The organism is Vibrio sp. 10N.222.55.B11 (genome assembly GCF_041473705.1).
GTDB lineage: Bacteria > Pseudomonadota > Gammaproteobacteria > Enterobacterales > Vibrionaceae > Vibrio > Vibrio crassostreae_C.
The window spans coordinates 52,783-74,061 of record NZ_JBFRST010000010.1; the positions used below are offsets into that span (position 1 = coordinate 52,783).

Genomic DNA, 21,279 nt, shown 5'->3' on the forward strand with positions numbered 1-21,279 from the left:
TTGGTTGTTGTTTTGGGGAAAGCGGGAAAAGGCAGCCAATTGGCTGCCTTATACTGTCAATGGTTTAGAACCAAATTTCAGTGTGCACACCGAATACAAATTGATCATCGCCGTTTTCGATACCAATTTGCTTAGCACTTGCTTCATCGTCAGCTTTGATGTAGCTGATATAAGGCTTAACTTGTGGACGACCAAAGTAATCTGAGTTTGCTGTAAATGCTGTAGCAATCTCTAAGTTCATGATGTTACTTTCTACATCATCACCAGTGCGACCCCAGTAACCTTCATCACCTTCTTCGTGTGCGTAAGAAGCTGTCGCCTCTAAACGAATATTGTCGTTAAGCTTGTAAGAAGGACGAGCTGCAACAATATAACGTGTTAGGCCTTCAGCGCCCCAAAGTTCATCAAGAGCTGTGATATATGTCGCTTCTGTACCTAGTTGCCATCTTTCTGAGATATTTAGGACACCGTAAGAAGTCAAGAATAGAGACTCGGCATCATCATTACCGCCTGACCAGTTACCGAAGTTCACGCCACGGTTTTGCATTACACCTGTACCGTATGCAATCGCGTTTTGAGTCCAACCATCTAAGCCGTAGTAGCTAGTATTAAGAGTCACAGATGCACCGAAGCCGTCGTCATTTTCTCCGTCAAGAGCTTGTTGGCCGTATTTCAAATCAAAATCTAATGAACCGATACCTGCGTCAACACCGTAATAGTAAAGGTCAAGAGAAGAAAGTGTTGCACGGTCAGTACCATTATTGATGGAATCATTTGTATCAGCCATCGTGTATGCAATACCTGCAGTATTTCCGCCTAACTTAGTTTGGATACCAGCACCAACACCTGATGATTGTTTCCAGAACTCACCAGACAAGATACCTGCAGCACGATTTAGGTAACGTTGACCAGCCCAAATTGATGTGTCTTCTCCAAGAACGCCACCTAGTTCAACAAAGGCCTCTTTTACTTCAAACTGAGAGTCAGTATTCTGCTTCTGTCCACCTTCAGAAGAGTATGCGTAAGAGTTACCATTACCATATTCAGTACGTAGAACGTAGTCAGCCCAAACACCATTTTGGTATTCAGAGTGCTTCTTAATTACGAATTCAACTTGGTTAGTGCTCTTACCATGTGTACCCGCAGTTTTGTAATCTGGCTTGCCAAATTCAGTATCTACTGTTTTACCATCTACAACACGTACGTTAGAAGACATGTAACCGTGAACTTCCCAACCATCAGCAATAACTTCCGTTGGGTTTTTAACCTCAACTTCCATTGCTTCATCACCACTTGTTACATCAAGAGCTACTTCTTCTGCATATACAGAACCAGCCATAAGTGCAGTAGTCACCGCTGCAGCAATCAAACTTACTTTTTTCATTCTTAACTCCATTAAGGACGATTTATTTTAGGTTTTTATATTTTTGCTCTCTTGCGGCAACCAAAGGCAGTAATGGTAGTCGTAAGATAGAGAGGTTTAGGGTTTCCCCTGATTCGTTTCAACGGGGTCAATATTAAGAGGGGATGACAAGTTTGACTTCCTCCGCCCCTAAGTTAATTAAGGGGGACTAGAGGGGAGTAGAAAATATACAGAATGGTGTTTTAAAGAGGTAGATCACTTAATATAGGAGGAGTAGACAGCACACAGATCTAATTATTCAACATAAGTGAGATCTAGCTCAAATATATAATTTGAACTTCATCGATGAATTATTTTTTTTACCGTAATTAATCTGTGAAGTTGCTTGACCTTACTGTGACAAAGCCTTTTACTAATAGTTCACTGATGTTGATAAACGAACAAGAAATCAAGCAATGACTAGAACGCTCGCTCGCCCTTATCCGCTAGGCGCAACGCTAGGTAACACTGGCTGCAACTTCTCTATTTATTCTCCTGACTGTAAATCTCTTTCACTCGCTCTTTTTGACGAGAACGACGAATTCACCACTTATAAATTGGAAAATGAATACGCTGATATCAGATATGTCTTTATTGATGGTATTAAAGCGGGGCAAAAATACGGCTTCATTGCCGAAACGGACAATGGCCCTATCCTGCTTTCAGACCCGTATGCCAAAGCAATAAGCGAACCGCTCGATTACGTCACGCCATATACCAATGAAAAAAGCTTTGCTATGGCGAAATGTGTCGTTGTTGATGACACCTTCGATTGGCAAGATGTAGAAAAGCCACGCATTAGCCGCGAAGATACCGTTCTTTTTGAAACGCATGTAAAAGGTCTATCTCAACTGCACCCAGAAGTGGCTGCCAATACTAAAGGACGCTACTTAGGGTTAGTGAGCCCTGAAATGCTTGCGTTCTACAAACAGCAAAATATCAACTCTCTACAGCTTCTACCCGTTGCTGCGTGCATGCATGAGCCTCATCTCTTGGACATGGATAAAGTGAACTATTGGGGATACAACCCATACTTGTTCATGGTGCCAGACCCACGCTACGCAGAAAAAGACGCCGTTAATGAACTCAAAACCGCCATTCGTGAACTTCACCGCAATGGCATCGAAGTCATTCTAGACGTGGTGTACAACCACACGGCAGAGGGTGGCGAAGGTGGTATCACCTTCAACCTCAAAGCGCTAGATAGCCGCTACTACATTAAACATGGCTGCCATTACGCGAACTTCACTGGCTGTGGAAACACCGTCGACCTTACCCACCAGCCAGCACTCAACTTAGTAATGGATACGCTTCGTTACTGGGTAAGCGAATTCCAAGTCGACGGCTTCCGTTTTGACTTGGCAGCGACACTGGGGCGCGAAGGTGACAACTACAACCCTGAGGCTGCTTTCTTTAAAGCCGTAGCTCAAGACCCTGTACTTAAAGAAACTAAGTTAATCGCAGAGCCGTGGGATATTGGCCCTAATGGTTATCAAGTGGGTAATTTCCCGCTTGGTTGGAATGAATGCAATGACAAGCTGAGAGACATCACACGTAGCTTCTGGCGCGGTGATCAGGGTTACCTAAAAGAGTTTGCTACACGCCTAATGGGCTCTCGTGATATCTACAGTGCAGCGCACTGGCCTTACAAACTCACCGTCAACTACATCACTTACCATGATGGCTTCACCATGCAGGACCTTGTCTCGTACAAGCACAAGCACAATGAAGAAAATGGTGAGAATAACCGCGATGGGCATGGTGATAACCGTTCTGAAAACTACGGTGTTGAAGGTGAAACCGAAAACCTGTTAGTTATCGCAACACGTGAAAAGCAGAAACGCAACTTCATGGCGAGCCTGCTGTTTGCTTTTGGTATTCCTCATATTTTGACGGCCGATGTGTTATCTCATACTCAAAAAGGTAACAACAACGCTTACTGCCAAGATGGCGTGACCAGCTGGCTTAACTGGGAAGATTCAGAGCGCAAGACTTACTTCAAGACTTGGTTATCTGAAATGATCTCTGCTCGTCAGCAATACATGGTGCCGTTTATTAAGGCATTCAGTGGCGAAAAGCGTAACTCTAACCGCATCTTCTGGAGCCGTGTCGATGGCACACTTATGGAGCATGACGACTGGAACCGCTTAAGCTCAGTCGCTTTGCATTTAGGTATTGGTAAAGATGGCGACGAGTTAATTTATCTTATCAACCAAACCAATGCGCCAGCACGTTTCTCGTTACCGAATGACCGTGAACAAAACTGGGTAACCATCTGTGATACCAACTTGCGAAACGTTAAACCCGGTCATGCAGAAGGTGAAATGTTGTTGTCGCCAACTTCGATGGCAATTTTGCACTATTCGCCAGTTCAGGCTGATTTGATTAAAGCAAAAGCTTAGTCAGCTTAATAAAACACCGAAAACCATAGAAGCCAGTTATATTTACAGCTGGCTTTTTTGTTAGCTGAATATCACAAAAATCATTCATCCATATGGAATCATTTGCATTGATGTGGTTAATGAAACTGTTTAGTATTGCCGTACTATAAAAATGAATCTATAACGTCTTTGGATATCATGGCTTTACCTAAAACATTAATTCGGCTTTTTAAACCATACATTATTTTATTAACTGGAGGGATGCTCTATCTTGCTATGACTCAGCTTGAAAAAGTAGAAACAGCAGCAACAGAACAATCATCATCAAACATTCGTATCGCAAGCTCTACCATTCGTTCCAACATCGAAGCCACATTCGGCAAACTCTATTTTTTAGAAACCAGTCTAGGCTTGCCTAAAACGGCTCCAATCGGTGATAAAAAATTCAGAGAATTGAGCGATAATATTCTAAAAAGAACGCCAAACTTCTCCGATATCGTTCGATACCAACCACAATCCCAACAATATATATCAAGTCGTGGATTACCTCTTTCCCATGAACAAATCGACTCCATAAAATGGAACTCAATAGACAGTGTGGTTGAAGATTTCTACATCTCTTCGATTTACCAGAAAGCAGATGGTCGTTGGGTATTCGCAGTTAAACACACCGCCGAAAGATTGAATGAAGAAATATGGATTGAGTTTGACCTTTTACACACCACACAAGGCTTAAGAGACTTAAAAACGCTTAATCACGGCTATGTGTTTGTCGTTGACCGAGCAACAGAACGACTGGTCTTTCACCCAGATCCAAAACGTATCGGATCTAAATCAGTCAGCTATCACGCGGGTATCAGCCACCAACTCTCACAAGGTGAAACCGTAGGTAAGCACGAATACTACTATCAAGATAACTTCAAAATATCGGTGTTTGACGCTGACAACAGCTTGAGTTGGGTATTCATCGCAGGCACCGATCGCCATGATATCTTAACCAGCTCACACCAATTTATGCTAACTGGCTTGGTACTTGGTTCACTGCTTCTATTGTGGATTGGCGCAAACTATTTGGCTTATCGTTTGAACGTGTCCTTGTCACAACTGAATAAAGTCGATGACCTTGTAAGCTTTAAGCGAGAGTTAAAATCCATACTGGATAGCTTCACCTACCAAAAAGGCATTCAATTCTGTCTCTATCAGCCTGAGAACCACGCATTCAGTACCATCGACTATCACGGAAACAAATCAACGGTACATTGTGACAAAGCCCTTGCAGAGCGATTTATACCGGACACCATGGCTTACCGAAGCGGAAAGTACGCAGACCCATTAGCGTGTAAACTCAAAATACACCAACGCCATTACTGTATTCCTTTGCACTCTCGTAAGCAGTTGATCGCAGTGTTGTACGTAAACGCAAACTTACCGATCAGCCAGAGTATTCTACGAATGATCCGTGATTACACTGAAGTCTCTTTGTCTAACTTACTGCTTCAACATCAATTGAGCAGCAAAGATCTGATGACGCAGTTAGACAATAAGAGCAGTTTCAGCATCGCCATCGAAAACTACGTGAGCGAGCCCGATACCTATGTCGCTCTGCTTGATATCGATAACTTCGACCACGTAAACCGAGCCTACGGTGAAGCGGTTGGCGACAAGATGATCAAGCTGACTGCAGAATCGATACGCAGTTACTTCCCCAAGCCAAAGGGACTTTGCTTGGCTCGTGTTGGAGGAAAGGAGTTCGCAGTATTATTCAAAGCCAATGATGTGAAAGATGCCAAATTCCAGCTAGACCAGTGCAGAGTCGCAATCGCGGAGAAAACCATCGTCACTCCAGATATCACCTTATCGCTAGGGGTTAGCGTGGGATACTCGCAAATAGAGGGTGAAACAGACTCAGCTTTAGCGCTGGCGGAACAAGCGAAACTTATCGCGCAACAACTTGGTAAGAACCGAGTGGAAGGCCATATCAGAGCCGTTGCCAAAGCATCGTAAACCTATACTTACATTTCTGTAGCCACTACAAAGCACCTAGGATTCATACCCTAGGTGCTTTTGTTTTTATGGAAAGTCATTACAATGCGCGTTCAACACGACAATACCCCTTTTCTAACGACACGAGCCTTATGAAGCTAAGTAACCGACTGCAAACTCTCCATTCCCTTGTCAGCAATGACTACCAACATATTTGGGACTGTTGTTGTGATCACGGCTTCTTGGGTGTTCAACTGTTGTCGGATAACAAAGCACCTCAGCTTCACTTTGTCGATATTGTCCCGTCTCTTATGAGCGATTTGGAAAGCAAACTTACGCGTTACTTTCCGCAAGGTGCAATAGCAGAACAGAAAGTGACTAGCCAATGGCAAGTCTACTGTATGGATGTCGCCGCTATCCCGCTTGAGAAACATACTGGCAAACACCTGGTGATTATTGCGGGCGTCGGTGGCGATCTTACTCAAAAGCTCGTCGATGATATTCATCGTCAACACCCAGACAAAGCGATCGATTTCTTGCTTTGTCCGGTGCATCAGCAATTCGAGTTGAGAAGCCATTTAAAGGCGATCCATTTTGGTCTTATTGATGAAGTGTTGATTGAAGAGAACCGTCGTTACTACGAGATTTTATTGGTGAGTAATAGTCGCGGTGATTCAGAAAAGAGCCAAACCGTTAGCGAGATATCAAACGTCGGTGACAAGATCTGGACACCAAGTTGTGATGAACAAGTGAAGGTATCACAGCAATACAAAGCCAAAACATTGCAGCACTACTTACGTATCCATCAAGGACAAGAGAAACAAGGCAAACCTAGCCAAGTAAAGCATATTATTGATGCTTACCAGGCGGTTAAGCCATAGTAAGTACTAACTTAATGGTTTGAATATTAAGAAAGTCAAATTAATAAAAAAGCCGATAGTTCAATGAGCTATCGGCTTTATTAATGCTATCGATTCAGTTTTAGCTTACTGTTCTTGTTTCTTATAAGCCACATCAGGCTCGTCAACTGTCTCTACCTCAGAAGGCTTATCAACCCCATAAACCGTATCAAGGTAGACGTCTTTCTCTTTCCACGTGCTGTTCAACCAATTGTGGAAGCGACGTTTAAAAGCCTTATCTTCAAAGTAATTACCGTTCACGTTCTCATCCATTGGATGCAATTTAATACGCACAACGACCTTAGTCATTTTGCCCTTCAGCATATCTTCAAACGGAGAGGTTTGGTTTTCAGGGTAAGCTAAGGTCACATCCACGATGCCATCCAAAATTGGGCCCATTGCAGATAAAGCAAATGCCACGCCCCCAGTTTTCGGCTTCAATAAGTGGCGATAAGGGGTCTTTGCTGACGCCAGTTTCTCGTGGTTTGCACGAGTCCCTTCAACAAAATTAACCAATGTTGTCGGTGCTAATTTGAACTTAGTACACGCTTTATTGATTGCATTAAAATCATCATTACGGCGTTCTGGGTTGCGTAATAGGAACTCACGAGAGTGGCGTCTCATGAATGGCATATCTAAGCCCCAGCAGGCCAAGCCAACAAATGGTACGTACAACAATTCATGTTTCAAGAAGTACTTCGTCATCGGCATTTTGTCTTTTAGGATTGAAGACAAAATCACAATATCTGCCCAGCTTAGGTGGTTAGACATCATCAAATACCACTGCTTGGTCGAAATATCTTCCCCCCCTTCCACTTGCCATTCGATATCGTTATTGGCGTTCAACATCCATAAATTAAGAGAAGCCCAACACCAGAATGTGAAGTTAGCTAAGCGAGTGCATGATTTTTGAACGACAGAAATTGGCAAAATAAGTTTGATTAGGGCAAACAGGCTCACAGCCAATGCGGTGAATGCAGTATTAATGGTCACGAACAATACGTTCAAGGCCATACGAAGATTATCAAGCATAAAACACAGTTATATTGAGAACGAAAGCCGCCATTATACGCATCTATAAATTATTCTCTTCAGTAATTGATTGAATATCCTAGGGGTCAAACCACTCAACCTATGTTAACGATGTTCAACCAGCTAAAGTCTATTAAAACGAAACCAAAACACATGCACGAGTCATTTGGACTCAAATAGTATATTGTCTTTTTGACAACATTCGACCCAATAATTAACCTTCAATCAGTATTGATAAGCATTCTCATTATTGGCGTGGTACATGCAACTCTAAAGTGTAAATAGTTGAGTATCCTTAATGAGATAACTTCTCTTCTTAAAGGTGGATGATATGACAGATATTCCTCATGGTTTAGTTACAGGCAAAGTCCTAAACAAAACAGAATGGACAGATCAATTGTTCTCACTCCAGGTTAGTGCACCTGTCTCTTCTTATCAGGCAGGTCAGTTTACTAAGCTTGGCTTGCTCAATAACGAAGGTGAGTTTGTGAGACGCGCTTATTCTATGGTGAATGCACCAGAGCATGAGCAAGGACATCAGCATCTAGAGTTTTTGATTATTAAGGATCAGAACGGTCAGCTCTCGCCTCAACTTCACGAGTTGCAAGCTGGTGATGACATCTTTGTCGGGAAAGACCCAAGTGGCTTTATGACATTAGATGAGATCCCAGAGATCGCCGACGATCTATGGATGCTTTCAACCGGAACCGCGGTAGGCCCATTTATCTCAATACTTGAGAGCATGCAGATACAGCAAAATGAGTTGGCTTCAGACAAAGCCTCTTCATTCAAGAATCTGGTTCTAGTGCATGCTGTAAGAACAGAGCAAGACCTGACTTATCGAGATCGTATCACTCAACTCGTTAATCACTTTCAAGGGAGACTTAAATATGTGCCAATTATTTCTAGAGAATCAGTTACCGGAACTTTGCGCGGACGAATCCCAAATTTGTTACTTGGAGGCGACCTCGAGCAAGCCGCGTCTGTCGCTTTCAATCAAACCCGCAGTTTTTTCTACCTTTGCGGCAATCCGCAAATGGTTCGTGACACAAGCGAAGCGCTAACTAGCTTAGGTTTCGAAAAGCACTTACGCAGAAAACCCGGTCAATTCAGCAGTGAGAACTACTGGTAAATAACAACCGCCACTCGTTAGACAGAAGCACAACTTTCAAAGAACAGTTAGAGAAGAGGTTTTATATGAGTCATTTACGTATTCCGTCACACTGGAAAATTCAACGTTCCACACCCGAAAGTAAGATTCATTCAATATTGATGAACTTATAAGCAAGCAACCTCGTAATGTGATTTTTAATGTTCAATAAGTGAAGACAAAAGATCAAATAACCATAGCAATTACAATGACTAATGGTGATAGACAAGAGAAAAAAACTCTAGCACACTGAATAGAGTTATTAGTTTTAATCCCGTTTCAGAGAATGAATTAGTGGGTTATTTATATTTTAGGTAAGAGAGGAAGCCATGCTCAACATTGCTTTTTTTAGCTCAAAATCATACGACGAAAAATCATTCGAACTGGCAAAAGGCGAACTCAACGCTGAGTTTCATTTTCACGATTTTCGACTCACCACAACAACAGCAAAAATGGCGCACGACAACGAAGTGGTTTGTGCGTTTGTAAACGATGACCTATCGCGAGACGCGTTAGAGATTCTTGCTCAAGGCGGCACCAAGTTAATCGCGATGCGCTGTGCGGGCTTTGACAAGGTCGACCTAGACGCAGCCAAAGAGTTTGGCTTGCAAGTGGTACGCGTTCCTGCTTATTCACCAGAGTCAGTAGCAGAACATACGGTCGGCATGATGATGTGTTTAAACCGCAAGCTGCACAAAGCGTATCAGCGTACTCGTGATGCAAACTTCTCTCTTGAGGGCTTGGTAGGCTTCAACTTCCACGGTAAAACTGTAGGTGTGATAGGCTCTGGAAAAATTGGCCTAGCGACCATGCGTATTCTGAAGGGTTTAGGCATGAATATCCTATGCTATGACCCATATCCAAACCCGTTAGCTGTTGAGTTAGGCGCTAAATACGTTGAACTCGACGAACTTTACCAAGAGTCTGATGTGATTTCTCTGCACTGTCCGATGAGTAAAGAGAACTACCACTTATTGGATGCGACTGCATTTGATAAAATGAAAGATGGCGTGATGATAGTCAACACAAGTCGTGGTGAATTGTTAGATTCAACAGCTGCAATCGAAGCGCTTAAACAGAGCAAGATTGGCGCGCTTGGCCTTGATGTTTACGACAACGAGAAAGAGTTGTTCTTCCAAGACAAATCTAACGATGTGATTGTCGATGACGTATTCCGTCGCCTATCCGCTTGTCATAACGTGCTGTTCACTGGCCACCAAGCTTTCTTAACAAAAGATGCTCTGTTCAACATCGCCAATACAACGCTCACCAGTGTTGATGCCTTCTTTGCTGACAACACCAGCGGCAACGAACTCGTTTAATAGCTAATTGAGTTAATAGCAGACTGAGTTAAAAACAAACTAGGTCTACAAATATAAAGCCACGCTATTCCTAAGTGAACAGCGTGGCTTTGTCGTTTATCCAGTATTCTAAAAACGTTCCTAGACGCAGAAATGACAATCTTCGGTGTCTAAACCATACACGCCTTTTCGAATGGCAAGATGCTCTTCACCGGCTTTTACGCCCATCTCGTAACCTGCATTAAGAGTGCTTTGATCCATAGTTAAACGCTTAACCGCGAACGCTTCTGGCGGCGCTATCACTTTAATGGTCGCATCTTTGGGTGGGTTACGAATGAACTCCAGAGACTGGTTGTAGTTTTCAGCACGTACCGCCATCGACTCAGCAATATTCGGGAATTTCTTTAATAGTTTCTTCAGCATCCATTGGTGCTTTTGAGGCTTCATTCGGTAGCTCAATGGGTGAGACAGAATCACGGTAATATCGCGTGCGCCACGGCGATATGCTTCACGAACTGGAATCGAATCGGCTACACCGCCATCGGTATAACAGCCACCAGAGAAACACGGAGTTTCACGGTAAGCGATAGGTAAAGCCGTTGTTGCTTCAACAACATTAGAAAGGTTTTCTGGCTTAATATGGTAGTAGTCTGCACTGCCCGTATCGACATTTGTGACAGCAGCAATGAGTGGGATACTTGAAAATAGCTCGCCACAGTCCAGCGGATAACGTTGATTGGATTCGTTCCATAACCACTTAACGTCCACTAAGTTACCGCCCTTGGCAAAGCGAGCAGGGTTAAAGAAGGTCTTATCCGTCGCCATCGTGGTGATCACATCATAACTGCGTTTTGGTGCATGAGATAAGTAGCCAACCAGATTCGACACACCTGCAGATACGCCGATGGCAAAGTCATAAGGACGGAAATCGTCTTGCATAAAGGCGTCTAAAACTCCGGCAGCAAAAATGCCTCTCATTGCTCCACCTTCAACGATTAATGCGCTCTTATTCATCTCAAACTCTTCTACTTTATAAACTGATAGTCGTAGAATAATCCCATCACTCTTACAAAGATAATGGGATAGATTTATCAATTCGATAGGTAAAAACTATCAATGTGGATTATTAAATTTTTCAATGATTTAGGGTTGCTTAATAAACAGCGAGATCAAAAAAGGCCGTTGAGTGATTCACTCAACGGCCTTTCAATTAACGAATCAAGATGATTGATTACGACTTAAATTCGCTCACGTCGATTTCAAGCAGTTTACCAATGCCTTCACCGTATGCAGGGTCAGCTTTGTAACAGTGTCTTAGGTGACGCAATTGAATCTCTTTTGGCACGCCGCCTAGGTTGCGAGCAGTGTTATCAAAAAGAATCGCTTGCTTCTCTGGTGTCATTAGGCGGAACAAGTCACCCGGTTGCGAGAAGTAATCTTCATCTTCGCGGTGATCCCAGTGTGCTGCTGCGCCATCTAGGTTCAGTGCTGGTTCAGCGAAATCTGGTTGCTCAGCCCATTGACCTTCGTTGTTTGGCTCATAACCTAATGTGCCACCGAAGTTACCATCGACACGCATCGCGCCATCACGGTGGTAGCTGTGTACTGGGCAACGAGGCGCATTCACTGGAATGTGCTGATGGTTTACACCCAAACGGTAACGTTGTGCATCACCGTAAGCAAACAGACGACCTTGCAGCATCTTGTCTGGCGAGAAGCTGATACCTGGAACTACGTTCGCTGGGTTGAATGCTGACTGCTCTACTTCTGCGAAGAAGTTTTGCGGGTTACGATTTAGCTCAAATTCGCCCACTTCGATCAACGGGTAATCTGCATGAGGCCAGATCTTAGTCAAATCGAACGGGTTGTATGGAACCTTCACTGCATCCGCTTCTGGCATCACTTGTACTTTCAACGTCCATTTCGGGAAATCTTGGTTATCGATGCTGTCTAGCAAATCACGTTGGTGGCTTTCGCGATCATCACCGATCACTTGTGCCGCTTCTGCATCAGAAAGGTTCTTAATACCTTGCTGAGATTTGAAGTGGAATTTCACCCAGAAACGTTCGTTATCAGCGTTGATGAAGCTGAACGTGTGGCTACCAAAGCCGTGCATGTGACGGTAAGTCGCAGGGATACCACGGTCACTCATTACGATAGTAATTTGGTGCAGAGCTTCCGGCAAAGAAGTCCAGAAATCCCAGTTGTTTTTCGCGCTACGCATGTTGGTGCGTGGGTCACGTTTCACCGCGTGGTTTAAGTCAGGGAACTTAAGAGGATCACGAAGGAAGAATACTGGCGTGTTGTTGCCCACCATATCCCAGTTGCCTTCTTCAGTATAAAACTTCAATGCAAAGCCACGAATATCACGTTCAGCATCGGCAGCACCGCGCTCACCCGCAACTGTTGTGAAACGTGCAAACAAGTCGGTTTTTTTACCTATTTCAGAGAACAATTTTGCCTTGGTGTATTTTGTGATGTCGTGTGTAACGGTAAATGTGCCGTAAGCACCTGAGCCTTTCGCGTGCATACGACGCTCTGGAATCACTTCACGATCAAAATGGGCCAATTTCTCCAAAAACCAAACGTCTTGAAGAAGTTGTGGACCACGTTTGCCCGCCGTTTGAATATTCTGGTTATGAGCGACAGGACAACCCGCAGCTGTGGTCAGTTTTTTACTCATGGTCTATTCCTTAAGGTTAAAGATATCGCATCGTTGCCACATCTTAGATTTAAGTGGATTCAATACTTTAAAAACCACTAAAACAATATGGATAAAGAATAGACCTGAGTTGGCAGAAAATATAATCGTTTATATTTATCGTTGTTATCTATGAAACCTATTGAACTTCACTGCGAATAAGCCTATGTATAACTTCGGTTTATTTAAAAATGGCATGGCCTAACCTCAGAGTTGAGGCAATGTTCCTCGCCGTTCTGGTTAGGTTCAATTCAGCTTCTCGCAGTACTTGCTCGAGTGACTGAGGAGAGCGCACTGTACCAAACAAGCTGTTCATTTCACCATATAAGGCTTCGACTTCTGTACCTAAAGAACCTGCAATCCCTATGGCCGGAATGCCTTGTAAGCTCGCACGTTTGGCAATGCCATAAGGCGTCTTTCCTTGCAGAGTTTGATTGTCCATTTGCCCTTCACCGGTAATCACAAGATCTGCGCCTTTCAATACTTCATCGGCTTGCAAAACATCAAGCACCATCTCAATACCCGGTTTAATCTGCATGTTAAACAACAAACCAAGCCCCATTGGAGCACCACCAGCCGCGCCATAACCAGTACGCTTGTGAACGGGATCATCCCCACGAACACAACCTTGCGATTCAACTACTTGAGCAAAATTCTCAAGCGCCTTATCAAGCATCACAACTTGTTCTGGGCTTGCGCCTCCAAAATCAATTGCCCCGTTCCGAATGAAGAAGCAATCAATGGATCACGCTGCTCTGGTTTCAACAAGTCCAAACCCGATGCAGCAGCAATTTCAACCAGTGCCGTTTTGTTCGGGTTGCTATTGGATGACTCAAGCATCGCCCATTCAGCATTAACTTGTTGCCCTAACGGCCCTTCGACTTGCCTATGTCGCTTTTCACCAACAAGCCCTTGGAGCAATACATCCACAGTCCCTTCACCACCATCAGCCAAAGGCAATGTTACGTATTCAGCGTCTGGGAAGATTTCACGAAAGCCCTTTTCAATACACGCCGCCACAGATACAGCCGATAGAGATTCTTTAAACGAGTCTGGTGCAATAACAATTTTCATACTGAGAGATCCAAAAGATTAGTAATTTTGATGAGTGCCCGATCCAAAAATGCCCCTATTGAAGATCAGCAAGCTAATCACTTAATAGGGGCAGTATATAAAGTAAATACTAAGCACATAACGTCACCCTCACATTGAGGTTATTGATACCCGCAATTTGTGAGTTAGATCTACTACTTACATATTGGAATCATAGATTGAGAGCATCGACCGAAATTTTAGGATAGGCAGAGTAGAGTTGCATAAATTGAAGATGGTATAGTCCACGAAAATCAAACATCTTGGACATCATCATGCATTCTAGCGACATCATCAAATTGGCAAATTTAGGCGTTAATATCGAAATTTCAAAAGACTCTTCATTGCATCCTTCTGATGCGTTGGAAGTGGTAAAGATTGTTGCTGAAATCGGTAGCCAAATCGTCATCAAAAAGAAGTACCACACAGACTACCTGATTCAGATGGCTGAAGTGGGCCGTGATCATGTGACTATTGCTGTTTAAGAACAGCCACTATTTCGAAATTGACATAACCTCAGCTTCAACAGTTTAGAGCGACATGTTGATATAAAAATGCAGCATATTGGGGGGCAATATGCTGCATTTTCTCTTTTCGTTAGGAGCACCGAGAACGCAAAGAGAAACCCGTTAATCATTCTAGGTAGAGTTAGTGGTCAAACAATCTCGGAATACCCGTTTGCACACAAACATCATTCAAACGTTTTTGTGCCGTCAGAATATTATCTTTCCAACGTTCATCTTGAGCCCACATCTCGATCACGAGTGGTACAACGCACTCAGTCTCTTTCAACGTTTCAAAAATGGCATTGAAGTCAACTTCGCCATCACCAATCACTAAGTCTCGGAATTGCCCTTTGTACTCGTCAGTCACTTTATAAGTGTCTTTGAGGTGGATCTGAGTGATATGAGGCTTACTCAGCTTTAGCTCAGTCACTATGTCGTAATTCCAACCAGAAATATTGCCCACATCCGGATACGCCGTGAAATACGGTGAATTGACTTCGCGACTCAGCACTTCGAACTTACTCAAAGAGTTCAAGTAATCTGTATCCATGATTTCCACAGCGAGCATTACGCCCGACCTTTCAGCCAACTGTGCCGAAAGCTTCATTCCTTCAATGAACCTCTGGTGAGTCACTTTATCGGCTGGCTCGTAGTAAACGTCATACCCAGCCAATTGGATGGTACGAATACCCAATTTGTAAGCCAACGAGATCGCTTTCTCCATATGGATAACCGCTTGTTCTCGAATCTCAGGATCAGCAGATCCAAATGGGAACTTACGATGCGCGCTTAAACACATGGATTGCAGCGGTACGCCGTGCTTTTCACAAAGACGACGTAAGGCATAAACTTCTTCGTCATTCCAATCTAGTCGGCTGCGACGCTCGTCTGATTCGTCTACCGATATCTCAAGAAAATCAAAGCCGAGTTCTTTGGTTTGCTTAAGTTTATCTTCCCAGCTGAGTTCGTTAGGTAGAGCCTTCTCATAAAGCCCTACACGATGGCGTAACAGGTTTTGATACATAACGCCTCCTAGTTCCAGTAACGGTCGATCTGAGCTTTTAGCGCTTCTGCTGTCTCTTTACCTTTGTCACCCGCAAGTGCGCGGCCTGCGATAAAGGTTTTCGCTTTAATACCTTCAAATAGGTATAGGTCTTCAGGCACGATGCCACCTGTGATAGAAAGCTCGATGCCCATTTCAGACAATGCACGCATCTTCACAAGATCTTCTTCTGTCCAACCCACACCGGCTAATTCAGCGTCACGAGAACGGTGATAGATAGCTTGAGAGATACCTAAGTCTACCCATGATTTAGCGTCGTCCATTGTCCAATTGCCGTAAATTTCGATTTGTATTTCACCGTTAAATTCGTCAGCGACTTTCTTACACGCACCAATGGTTGCGATGTGTGCAGCCGCAGAAACGGTTATCCAATCAGCACCCGCTTCGAATGCCATTCGAGCCAAAATTGCGCCGCCATCGGTGGTTTTCATATCGCACACAAGGATATGGTCTGGGTGGTTTTTACGAAGGGTAGAAACCGCTGTCATCCCTTCAGCAAAAGCCAAAATAGTGCCCACTTCAATCACATCAACAAAGCTTTCAACGTTGTTTGCCACTTCAATTGCGGCAGGAAGATTTGTTTGGTCTAGGGCGATCTGAATCATTGGTTTAGTCATGTTGTTATCCTTTAATTTGTTCACGTATTAGACGGGCTAAGCCATCATGGTTGTTATCTGTTGAGCACACGCGTTGAACGTGTGATTTGACGATGTCATCAGCATTGAGCATCGCTACACCGAATCCGGCGTACTTAATCATGGATATGTCGTTGTGGTTATCACCGACGGCAATGACGTCATCGGCGTGATAACCGAGTTCTGCGATGTATTCAGCAAGGCGTAGGCCCTTACTGTTACCTTTTGCAGCAAAGTCGATTCGGTTTGACCAAGAACGCTCACCGTTGAAGTTCTCTCCTATCCATGGGTGTTGCATCAAACGGTCGACGGAATCTTGGCTCCCCTCTACCACAAACTTCCAAACGTGTTCAGCTTGTTGAGCTGTTTCTATGAATGATTCCACTTGGTAAATTTGTGGGCGATGTTGCTCTGGTGCCGTTTCAGCCCAGCTTTCCAATGCCAACATGTAGGCAAATGGGTTGTACTGTGAGTACGTCATGGCATGAGTTATATACATCACCATCTTGAGCTGAAACTCGTCAGCCATGTTAATGAAAGTAAGTGCCTTATCTTTCTCTATGGCGTTTTGAGTCAATACCGTTTCAGTTTGATAGTCATAAACATAAGTGCCGTTACAGCAGATGATTGGAGTATCTAGCCCCAATTCGTAATAGTAAGGTCGTGCTGCTGTGTGGTGTCGGCCAGTAACAATCATGACGTGACAACTTTGTTTGGCTTCTTGAATCGCCTTTTTTACTTCTGGATGAATCGTGTGATCATCCTTTAACACGGTTCCATCGAGATCTAACGCCAGCACTTTATACATAGAGTCCTCTACTTATTCCCTGAAGTCGGGCCTAATCAATATTGAAGCTACTTCGAATAGAAACGACTTACTTAAACGAAATCCGATTTACTGTTGGCCGTAATAAGCATTTTCACCGTGCTTACGTAAGTAGTGTTTGTCGGATAGTTCTGGCTGAATTTTGATGCCGCTATTCAAGGTGCGCGTTGCCAACGCCATTGCCGACACTTCTTCTAATACCACCGCGTTATGAACGGCGTCGTTGGCATCTTTGCCCCAAGAGAACGGCGCATGTCCTGCAACAATCACACTTGGAACGGCCATTGGATCGATTCGACGTTGCTTGAACTCTTCAATAATCACCAAGCCAGTATTTTTCTCGTACTCTTCAGAAATTTCAGAGTGAGACAATCGACGTGTACATGGGATGTCACCGTAGAAATAATCAGCGTGAGTGGTGCCTAAGGCTGGGATGTCGATACCCGCTTGTGCCCAAATGGTGGCACTGCGTGAATGCGTGTGAACAATGCCACTCACTTCAGGGAAAGCTTTATAGAGCTCTAAGTGCGTTGCGGTATCGCTTGAAGGATTGAGTTTCCCTTCAACAACCTTGCCTTCGAGATCGACGACCACCATGTCTTCAGCCGTCATATCACTGTATTCGACACCTGATGGTTTAATCGCTATCACTCCGTTAACACGGTCAAACTCAGAGACATTACCCCAAGTAAATGTCACCAAACCGTATTTCGGAAGTTGCAAATTGGCTTCTAAAACACGTTGTTTCAATTGGCTATATTTAGACATCGTTGCCTCCTTACGCCGCTTCCGCTTGAAGCAATGCAGCATCAATTAAACGCGCCACTTCTTCTGGGCTTTTGCACGCGCGAAGTTTTGAGAAGTCTTCATCGAATTCAATCAAGTTCGCCACTTGCATGGTGCCTTCGATGTGCTCTTCTGAGTCCTTACCCGCTAGTGTTATCAGCACATCTACAGGCTCATCAACACCTTCAAACGTAATTGGCGTTTCAAGCACGGTTAGCGCAAACCCAGTACGAATAACACCGTCTTCAGGGCGGCAATGTGGCAGTGCGAACGCATCGTGAATACAGATATAAGGGCCTTCTTCACCAATCGCTTTGGTAATCGCGTCGTAGTAACGCTCTTCTGCAATACCCGCTTTCACCAATGCATCAGTCCCAAGCTTGATCGCCGCTTTCCAGTCAGCTGCTTTTGCGTTCAGTAGGATAGAGTTATTCTTGATAAGAGATTCTTTTAAGTTCATGTTATTGCTCACTTATATAATTGTTTTTATTGGCTCAGCAGTGCGACACCACTGAGCCGTTTTTAATTATTTATGGAAGTTGTTCTCGATGATGGAAACAAGTTCGTCGCCGAAAGTTTTCACCATAATCATGTTCTTAACCGCTAACTGTTGCTTACCTTCCGGCAGACCCGTGATCTTCGCTGCAAGAGCAACCGAAGTAACGATGATGTCGAATGAACCAAGGTGTGATTTGTAATCAGTGATGGCGCTGTTAAAGGTCGAGCTGGGGATGCCTTTCTTGTCCAAATACTCTTTGATTTTCTTAGAGCACATCATTGAAGAACCTTGTCCTGAGCCACAGCACACTAAGACACGAACCGGTTTCTGGTCAGCGGCTGGTGAGATTCGAGTTTCTGATGTTGTAGAAGCTGCCGTTGTTGAAACAGATGGTGCTTCAGCGGTTGCTGTCGATTGTTGTGGAACCGCGACTTCAACCTCAATACCTTCAGGCGTTACTGCGGTCATTGTTTCAGCAGCAGCTTCTGCGTCTTCTTCAGCTCGTAGTTGCTTAGAAGCGAAGTACATGTAGATGCCAGCCAAAGCCAAAATCACAAAGAAGAACATGCTAGAGCTTGAGATACCTTGCATGATTGGTGGGAATACCAGAGCCCAGTCAGCCATGCCCATCCAGCCATTAAACTCAGTACCTGATTGAGCGAAGATATGGATTGCCCACGCAGAGCCAACCACTTCGATGATGCCCATCACGAAACAGATCTTCATCACCGCTTTCCAGCCACCAAAGTGGTTAGCAAACACACCGATAGTGGCGTTCGAGAAGAACATTGGGATAAAGCCAGGAATGATCATGATTGGTGCGTCAAACGCTAGCATTGCAAGAACAGCGGTGAATTGACCCACTGCGCCCCACATGAAACCAAATACCATTGCGTTAGGAGAGTAGGCGTAAATAGCCGCACAATCGATTGCTAAAACAGCGTTAGGAATAAGGCGTTGAGAAATACCGTTAAATGCCTCGGACAGTTCCGCAACGAACATGCGAACACCAGTAACGATGACTTGAATGGCAACAGCGAATTTCAAACCAGTTTCAAAAATGTAGATAAACCAGTGCGTTTTACCTGCCATGTCCTGAAGGTTATCAAGACCGAACGAAAGAAGAATAATGCCGAAGAAGCCAGTCATTACTAACGTTGTTGCAGCGATACTGTCGTGGAAAATGTGTAACCACTTAGGCAGTTTGATGTGGTCAACACTGTCGTTCTTGTCGCCAAGCTTCGGTGCAACCTTGGTGGCTACCCATGAAGCAAACTGTTGTTGGTGACCAATCGAGAAACCCGCACCACCAGTGACTTCTTGAGTCGGCTTGAACATGATGTTTGAGGAGATACCCCAGTACAACGCCATCAATATTGCTGAATAAATAATGGTTTCCCACATACCTGCACCAAGCACGAAGTAGAAAACAGCAATGAGGCCAGCTTGCTGGAACATGATATGCCCAGTCAGCATGATGGTTCTGATACCCGTAATACGTCGGAAGGCAACAAGTAGAATGTTTAGCCCAAGAGCCAGTAATACTGCATACCCAACCCAAGAGTAGTTGTCGCCCATGGTTTCCATGGTGGACATCATGGAGGTGTACGGGTCGATTACCGATCCCGTTAATCCATGTATTTCACTCATTTTTTCAATAACCGGTTTAAAACCCGCTACCAATGTTCCTGCACCTACCTGCACTATCATGAAACCAACGATGGTTTTAATAGAGCCGGAGATAACAGTTGTTGCGTCACGTTTTAGAAGGATGTAGCCGAGACAAGTAACAAGACCGAGTAGCAACGGTGCTTTGGTCATTACCTGACTGTAAAAAATATAGAAAATATCGTATAAGAATTCCATATCTTTACCCCTGATTGATTTTTAATTTTAATGATTTGTAGGATGTGATGATTCTAGTTTTGCTCACGAACTAGACTTTACCAATCAAAAGTAATCATTCAATGCTCACTTGTGATTACTTTGATTTATATCAATTAACCACACCCAGAATGTGCTTAATTGAGCTTTAGATCACACGCAAAAATAATAAATACAATAAAATCAACTACTTATAAAACGTTGTGATTAATGTCTGGTTTTTATAGCGATGTGGTTTGACAATCATGATGGTGATTATTAGAATCAAAACAAATCAAAAGTAATCATTAAATTGTCACAACGACAAAAAGAGTGATAAATATGAATGAAGTACAAAGACATAACGGCATCTTGTCGCTGTTAGAAGATATGCAGACAATCAACGTCTCTCATATTATTGATAAATTTAGCGTTTCTCCTGCTACTGCTAGGCGCGATATCGCTAAGTTAGATGAAGTTGGCCGACTTAGAAAAATTCGAAATGGTGCGGAACGAGTAGAAACTCAGAAGAGAAAGTGGTCACCACTGAATATCAACAGCACTGAGTTCTATGAAGAGAAATCAGAGATTGCTCAAGCAGCTGCAGGGCTTTGTCAGGCTGGCGATACAGTCGTGATCAACTGTGGTTCGACGGCTTTCCTACTCGGTCAGCAATTATGTGGCGATGACGTTCAAATCGTAACGAACTACTTCCCACTCGCAAGCTACTTGATCAACGAAGATCATGACGATGTCATCATCATTGGCGGTCAATACAACAAAGCGCAGAACATCTTTTTAAATCCCGCGCCCAATTCACTGGGAGGCTATGCTGGAAACTGGATGTTTACCTCTGGTAAAGGCTTAACCGATGCTGGCCTCTACAAAGCCGACATGTTAACTGCTGTAGCAGAGCAGCAAATGCTTGAACAGGTCGATAAACTCGTTGTTGTTGTCGACAGTTCAAAGGTTGGACAACGTACCGGAATGCTCTTTTGCAGCACCAAGCAAATAGACATCGTCATCACTGGTAAAGATGCCAACCCCGAAGTCGTCAAGCGGATTGAAGCTCAAGGGACGCAAGTCATCCTAGTTTAAATCGAAGGGCTAACTAGCCCACCAATAATAATAAATTTAGCTCAGTGCCTTAATCAAAATTA

The 21,279-nt window shown here is 43.9% G+C and carries 17 protein-coding genes and 1 pseudogene; 7 read left to right on the plus strand and 11 right to left on the minus strand.

Features of this window, described 5'->3' with window-relative positions:
• Window positions 1-64 precede the first annotated feature (64 nt).
• Window positions 65-1,384: a carbohydrate porin gene (locus AB4503_RS05565; protein ID WP_372113917.1), complete on the minus strand. Its 1,320-nt coding sequence runs from the start codon at window positions 1,382-1,384 to the stop codon at window positions 65-67.
• A gap of 434 nt (window positions 1,385-1,818) precedes the next feature.
• Between AB4503_RS05565 and glgX the strand changes: the two genes are divergently transcribed.
• The 3 genes from glgX to AB4503_RS05580 all read left to right on the plus strand — a co-directional run bounded on the left by glgX (window position 1,819) and on the right by AB4503_RS05580 (window position 6,647).
• Complete coding sequence (gene glgX / locus AB4503_RS05570; RefSeq protein ID WP_372113919.1) at window positions 1,819-3,804, plus strand: glycogen debranching protein GlgX; 1,986 nt, start codon at window positions 1,819-1,821, stop codon at window positions 3,802-3,804.
• Between the two features lie 240 nt (window positions 3,805-4,044).
• Window positions 4,045-5,787: a diguanylate cyclase gene (locus AB4503_RS05575; protein ID WP_372113921.1), complete on the plus strand. Its 1,743-nt coding sequence runs from the start codon at window positions 4,045-4,047 to the stop codon at window positions 5,785-5,787.
• A gap of 131 nt (window positions 5,788-5,918) precedes the next feature.
• On the plus strand, window positions 5,919-6,647 hold the full coding sequence (locus tag AB4503_RS05580) for a tRNA (adenine(22)-N(1))-methyltransferase TrmK (RefSeq protein ID WP_017069730.1): 729 nt from the start codon (window positions 5,919-5,921) through the stop codon (window positions 6,645-6,647).
• Between the two features lie 105 nt (window positions 6,648-6,752).
• On the opposite strand, the gene AB4503_RS05585 is transcribed toward AB4503_RS05580, so the two are convergent.
• Window positions 6,753-7,697: an acyltransferase gene (locus AB4503_RS05585; protein WP_017063993.1), complete on the minus strand. Its 945-nt coding sequence runs from the start codon at window positions 7,695-7,697 to the stop codon at window positions 6,753-6,755.
• A gap of 331 nt (window positions 7,698-8,028) precedes the next feature.
• On the opposite strand from AB4503_RS05585, the gene AB4503_RS05590 reads away from it, so the two are divergent.
• Entirely contained in the window at window positions 8,029-8,829 is an 801-nt protein-coding gene (locus tag AB4503_RS05590) for a ferredoxin--NADP reductase (RefSeq protein WP_017063994.1), read from the plus strand.
• 347 nt (window positions 8,830-9,176) lie between these two features.
• Window positions 9,177-10,169, plus strand: coding sequence for a 2-hydroxyacid dehydrogenase (locus tag AB4503_RS05595; protein WP_372113923.1), 993 nt, complete (start codon window positions 9,177-9,179; stop codon window positions 10,167-10,169).
• A 120-nt stretch (window positions 10,170-10,289) separates the two neighbouring features.
• On the opposite strand, the gene AB4503_RS05600 is transcribed toward AB4503_RS05595, so the two are convergent.
• From AB4503_RS05600 to AB4503_RS05610, 3 genes and pseudogenes are all read right to left on the minus strand, one after another.
• The gene (locus AB4503_RS05600; protein WP_229648083.1) at window positions 10,290-11,162 is read right to left on the minus strand and encodes a patatin family protein; all 873 of its coding nucleotides are present in this window, start codon (window positions 11,160-11,162) and stop codon (window positions 10,290-10,292) included.
• A gap of 217 nt (window positions 11,163-11,379) precedes the next feature.
• Window positions 11,380-12,831, minus strand: a complete 1,452-nt coding sequence (locus tag AB4503_RS05605) for a catalase (RefSeq protein WP_372113925.1) — start codon at window positions 12,829-12,831, stop codon at window positions 11,380-11,382.
• A gap of 199 nt (window positions 12,832-13,030) precedes the next feature.
• Window positions 13,031-13,923 (minus strand): annotated as a pseudogene (locus AB4503_RS05610) (glycerate kinase).
• A 293-nt stretch (window positions 13,924-14,216) separates the two neighbouring features.
• Between AB4503_RS05610 and AB4503_RS05615 the strand changes: the two are divergent.
• A complete protein-coding gene (locus tag AB4503_RS05615; RefSeq protein ID WP_009845895.1) occupies window positions 14,217-14,426 on the plus strand; it encodes a hypothetical protein in 210 nt (69 codons plus the stop codon).
• A gap of 163 nt (window positions 14,427-14,589) precedes the next feature.
• On the opposite strand, the gene AB4503_RS05620 is transcribed toward AB4503_RS05615, so the two are convergent.
• From AB4503_RS05620 to AB4503_RS05645, 6 genes are all read right to left on the minus strand, one after another.
• Complete coding sequence (locus AB4503_RS05620; RefSeq protein ID WP_372098623.1) at window positions 14,590-15,471, minus strand: L-ribulose-5-phosphate 3-epimerase; 882 nt, start codon at window positions 15,469-15,471, stop codon at window positions 14,590-14,592.
• 8 nt (window positions 15,472-15,479) lie between these two features.
• Entirely contained in the window at window positions 15,480-16,127 is a 648-nt protein-coding gene (locus tag AB4503_RS05625) for a 3-keto-L-gulonate-6-phosphate decarboxylase UlaD (protein WP_054541612.1), read from the minus strand.
• Between the two features lie 4 nt (window positions 16,128-16,131).
• On the minus strand, window positions 16,132-16,953 hold the full coding sequence (locus AB4503_RS05630; RefSeq protein ID WP_017064002.1) for a pyridoxal phosphatase: 822 nt from the start codon (window positions 16,951-16,953) through the stop codon (window positions 16,132-16,134).
• 87 nt (window positions 16,954-17,040) lie between these two features.
• A complete protein-coding gene (locus AB4503_RS05635) occupies window positions 17,041-17,739 on the minus strand; it encodes an L-ribulose-5-phosphate 4-epimerase (protein ID WP_017064003.1) in 699 nt (232 codons plus the stop codon).
• A gap of 10 nt (window positions 17,740-17,749) precedes the next feature.
• Window positions 17,750-18,217 carry a PTS sugar transporter subunit IIA gene (locus AB4503_RS05640; RefSeq protein ID WP_017064004.1) on the minus strand — a complete coding sequence of 156 codons (468 nt, stop codon included), beginning with the start codon at window positions 18,215-18,217 and terminating at the stop codon, window positions 17,750-17,752.
• Between the two features lie 66 nt (window positions 18,218-18,283).
• Entirely contained in the window at window positions 18,284-20,122 is a 1,839-nt protein-coding gene (locus tag AB4503_RS05645; protein ID WP_017060920.1) for a PTS ascorbate-specific subunit IIBC, read from the minus strand.
• A 339-nt stretch (window positions 20,123-20,461) separates the two neighbouring features.
• Here AB4503_RS05645 and ulaR point away from each other — a divergent pair, with 339 nt between their 5' ends.
• Window positions 20,462-21,217: an HTH-type transcriptional regulator UlaR gene (gene ulaR, locus AB4503_RS05650; RefSeq protein ID WP_372113926.1), complete on the plus strand. Its 756-nt coding sequence runs from the start codon at window positions 20,462-20,464 to the stop codon at window positions 21,215-21,217.
• The last annotated feature ends 62 nt before the right edge of the window (window positions 21,218-21,279 follow it).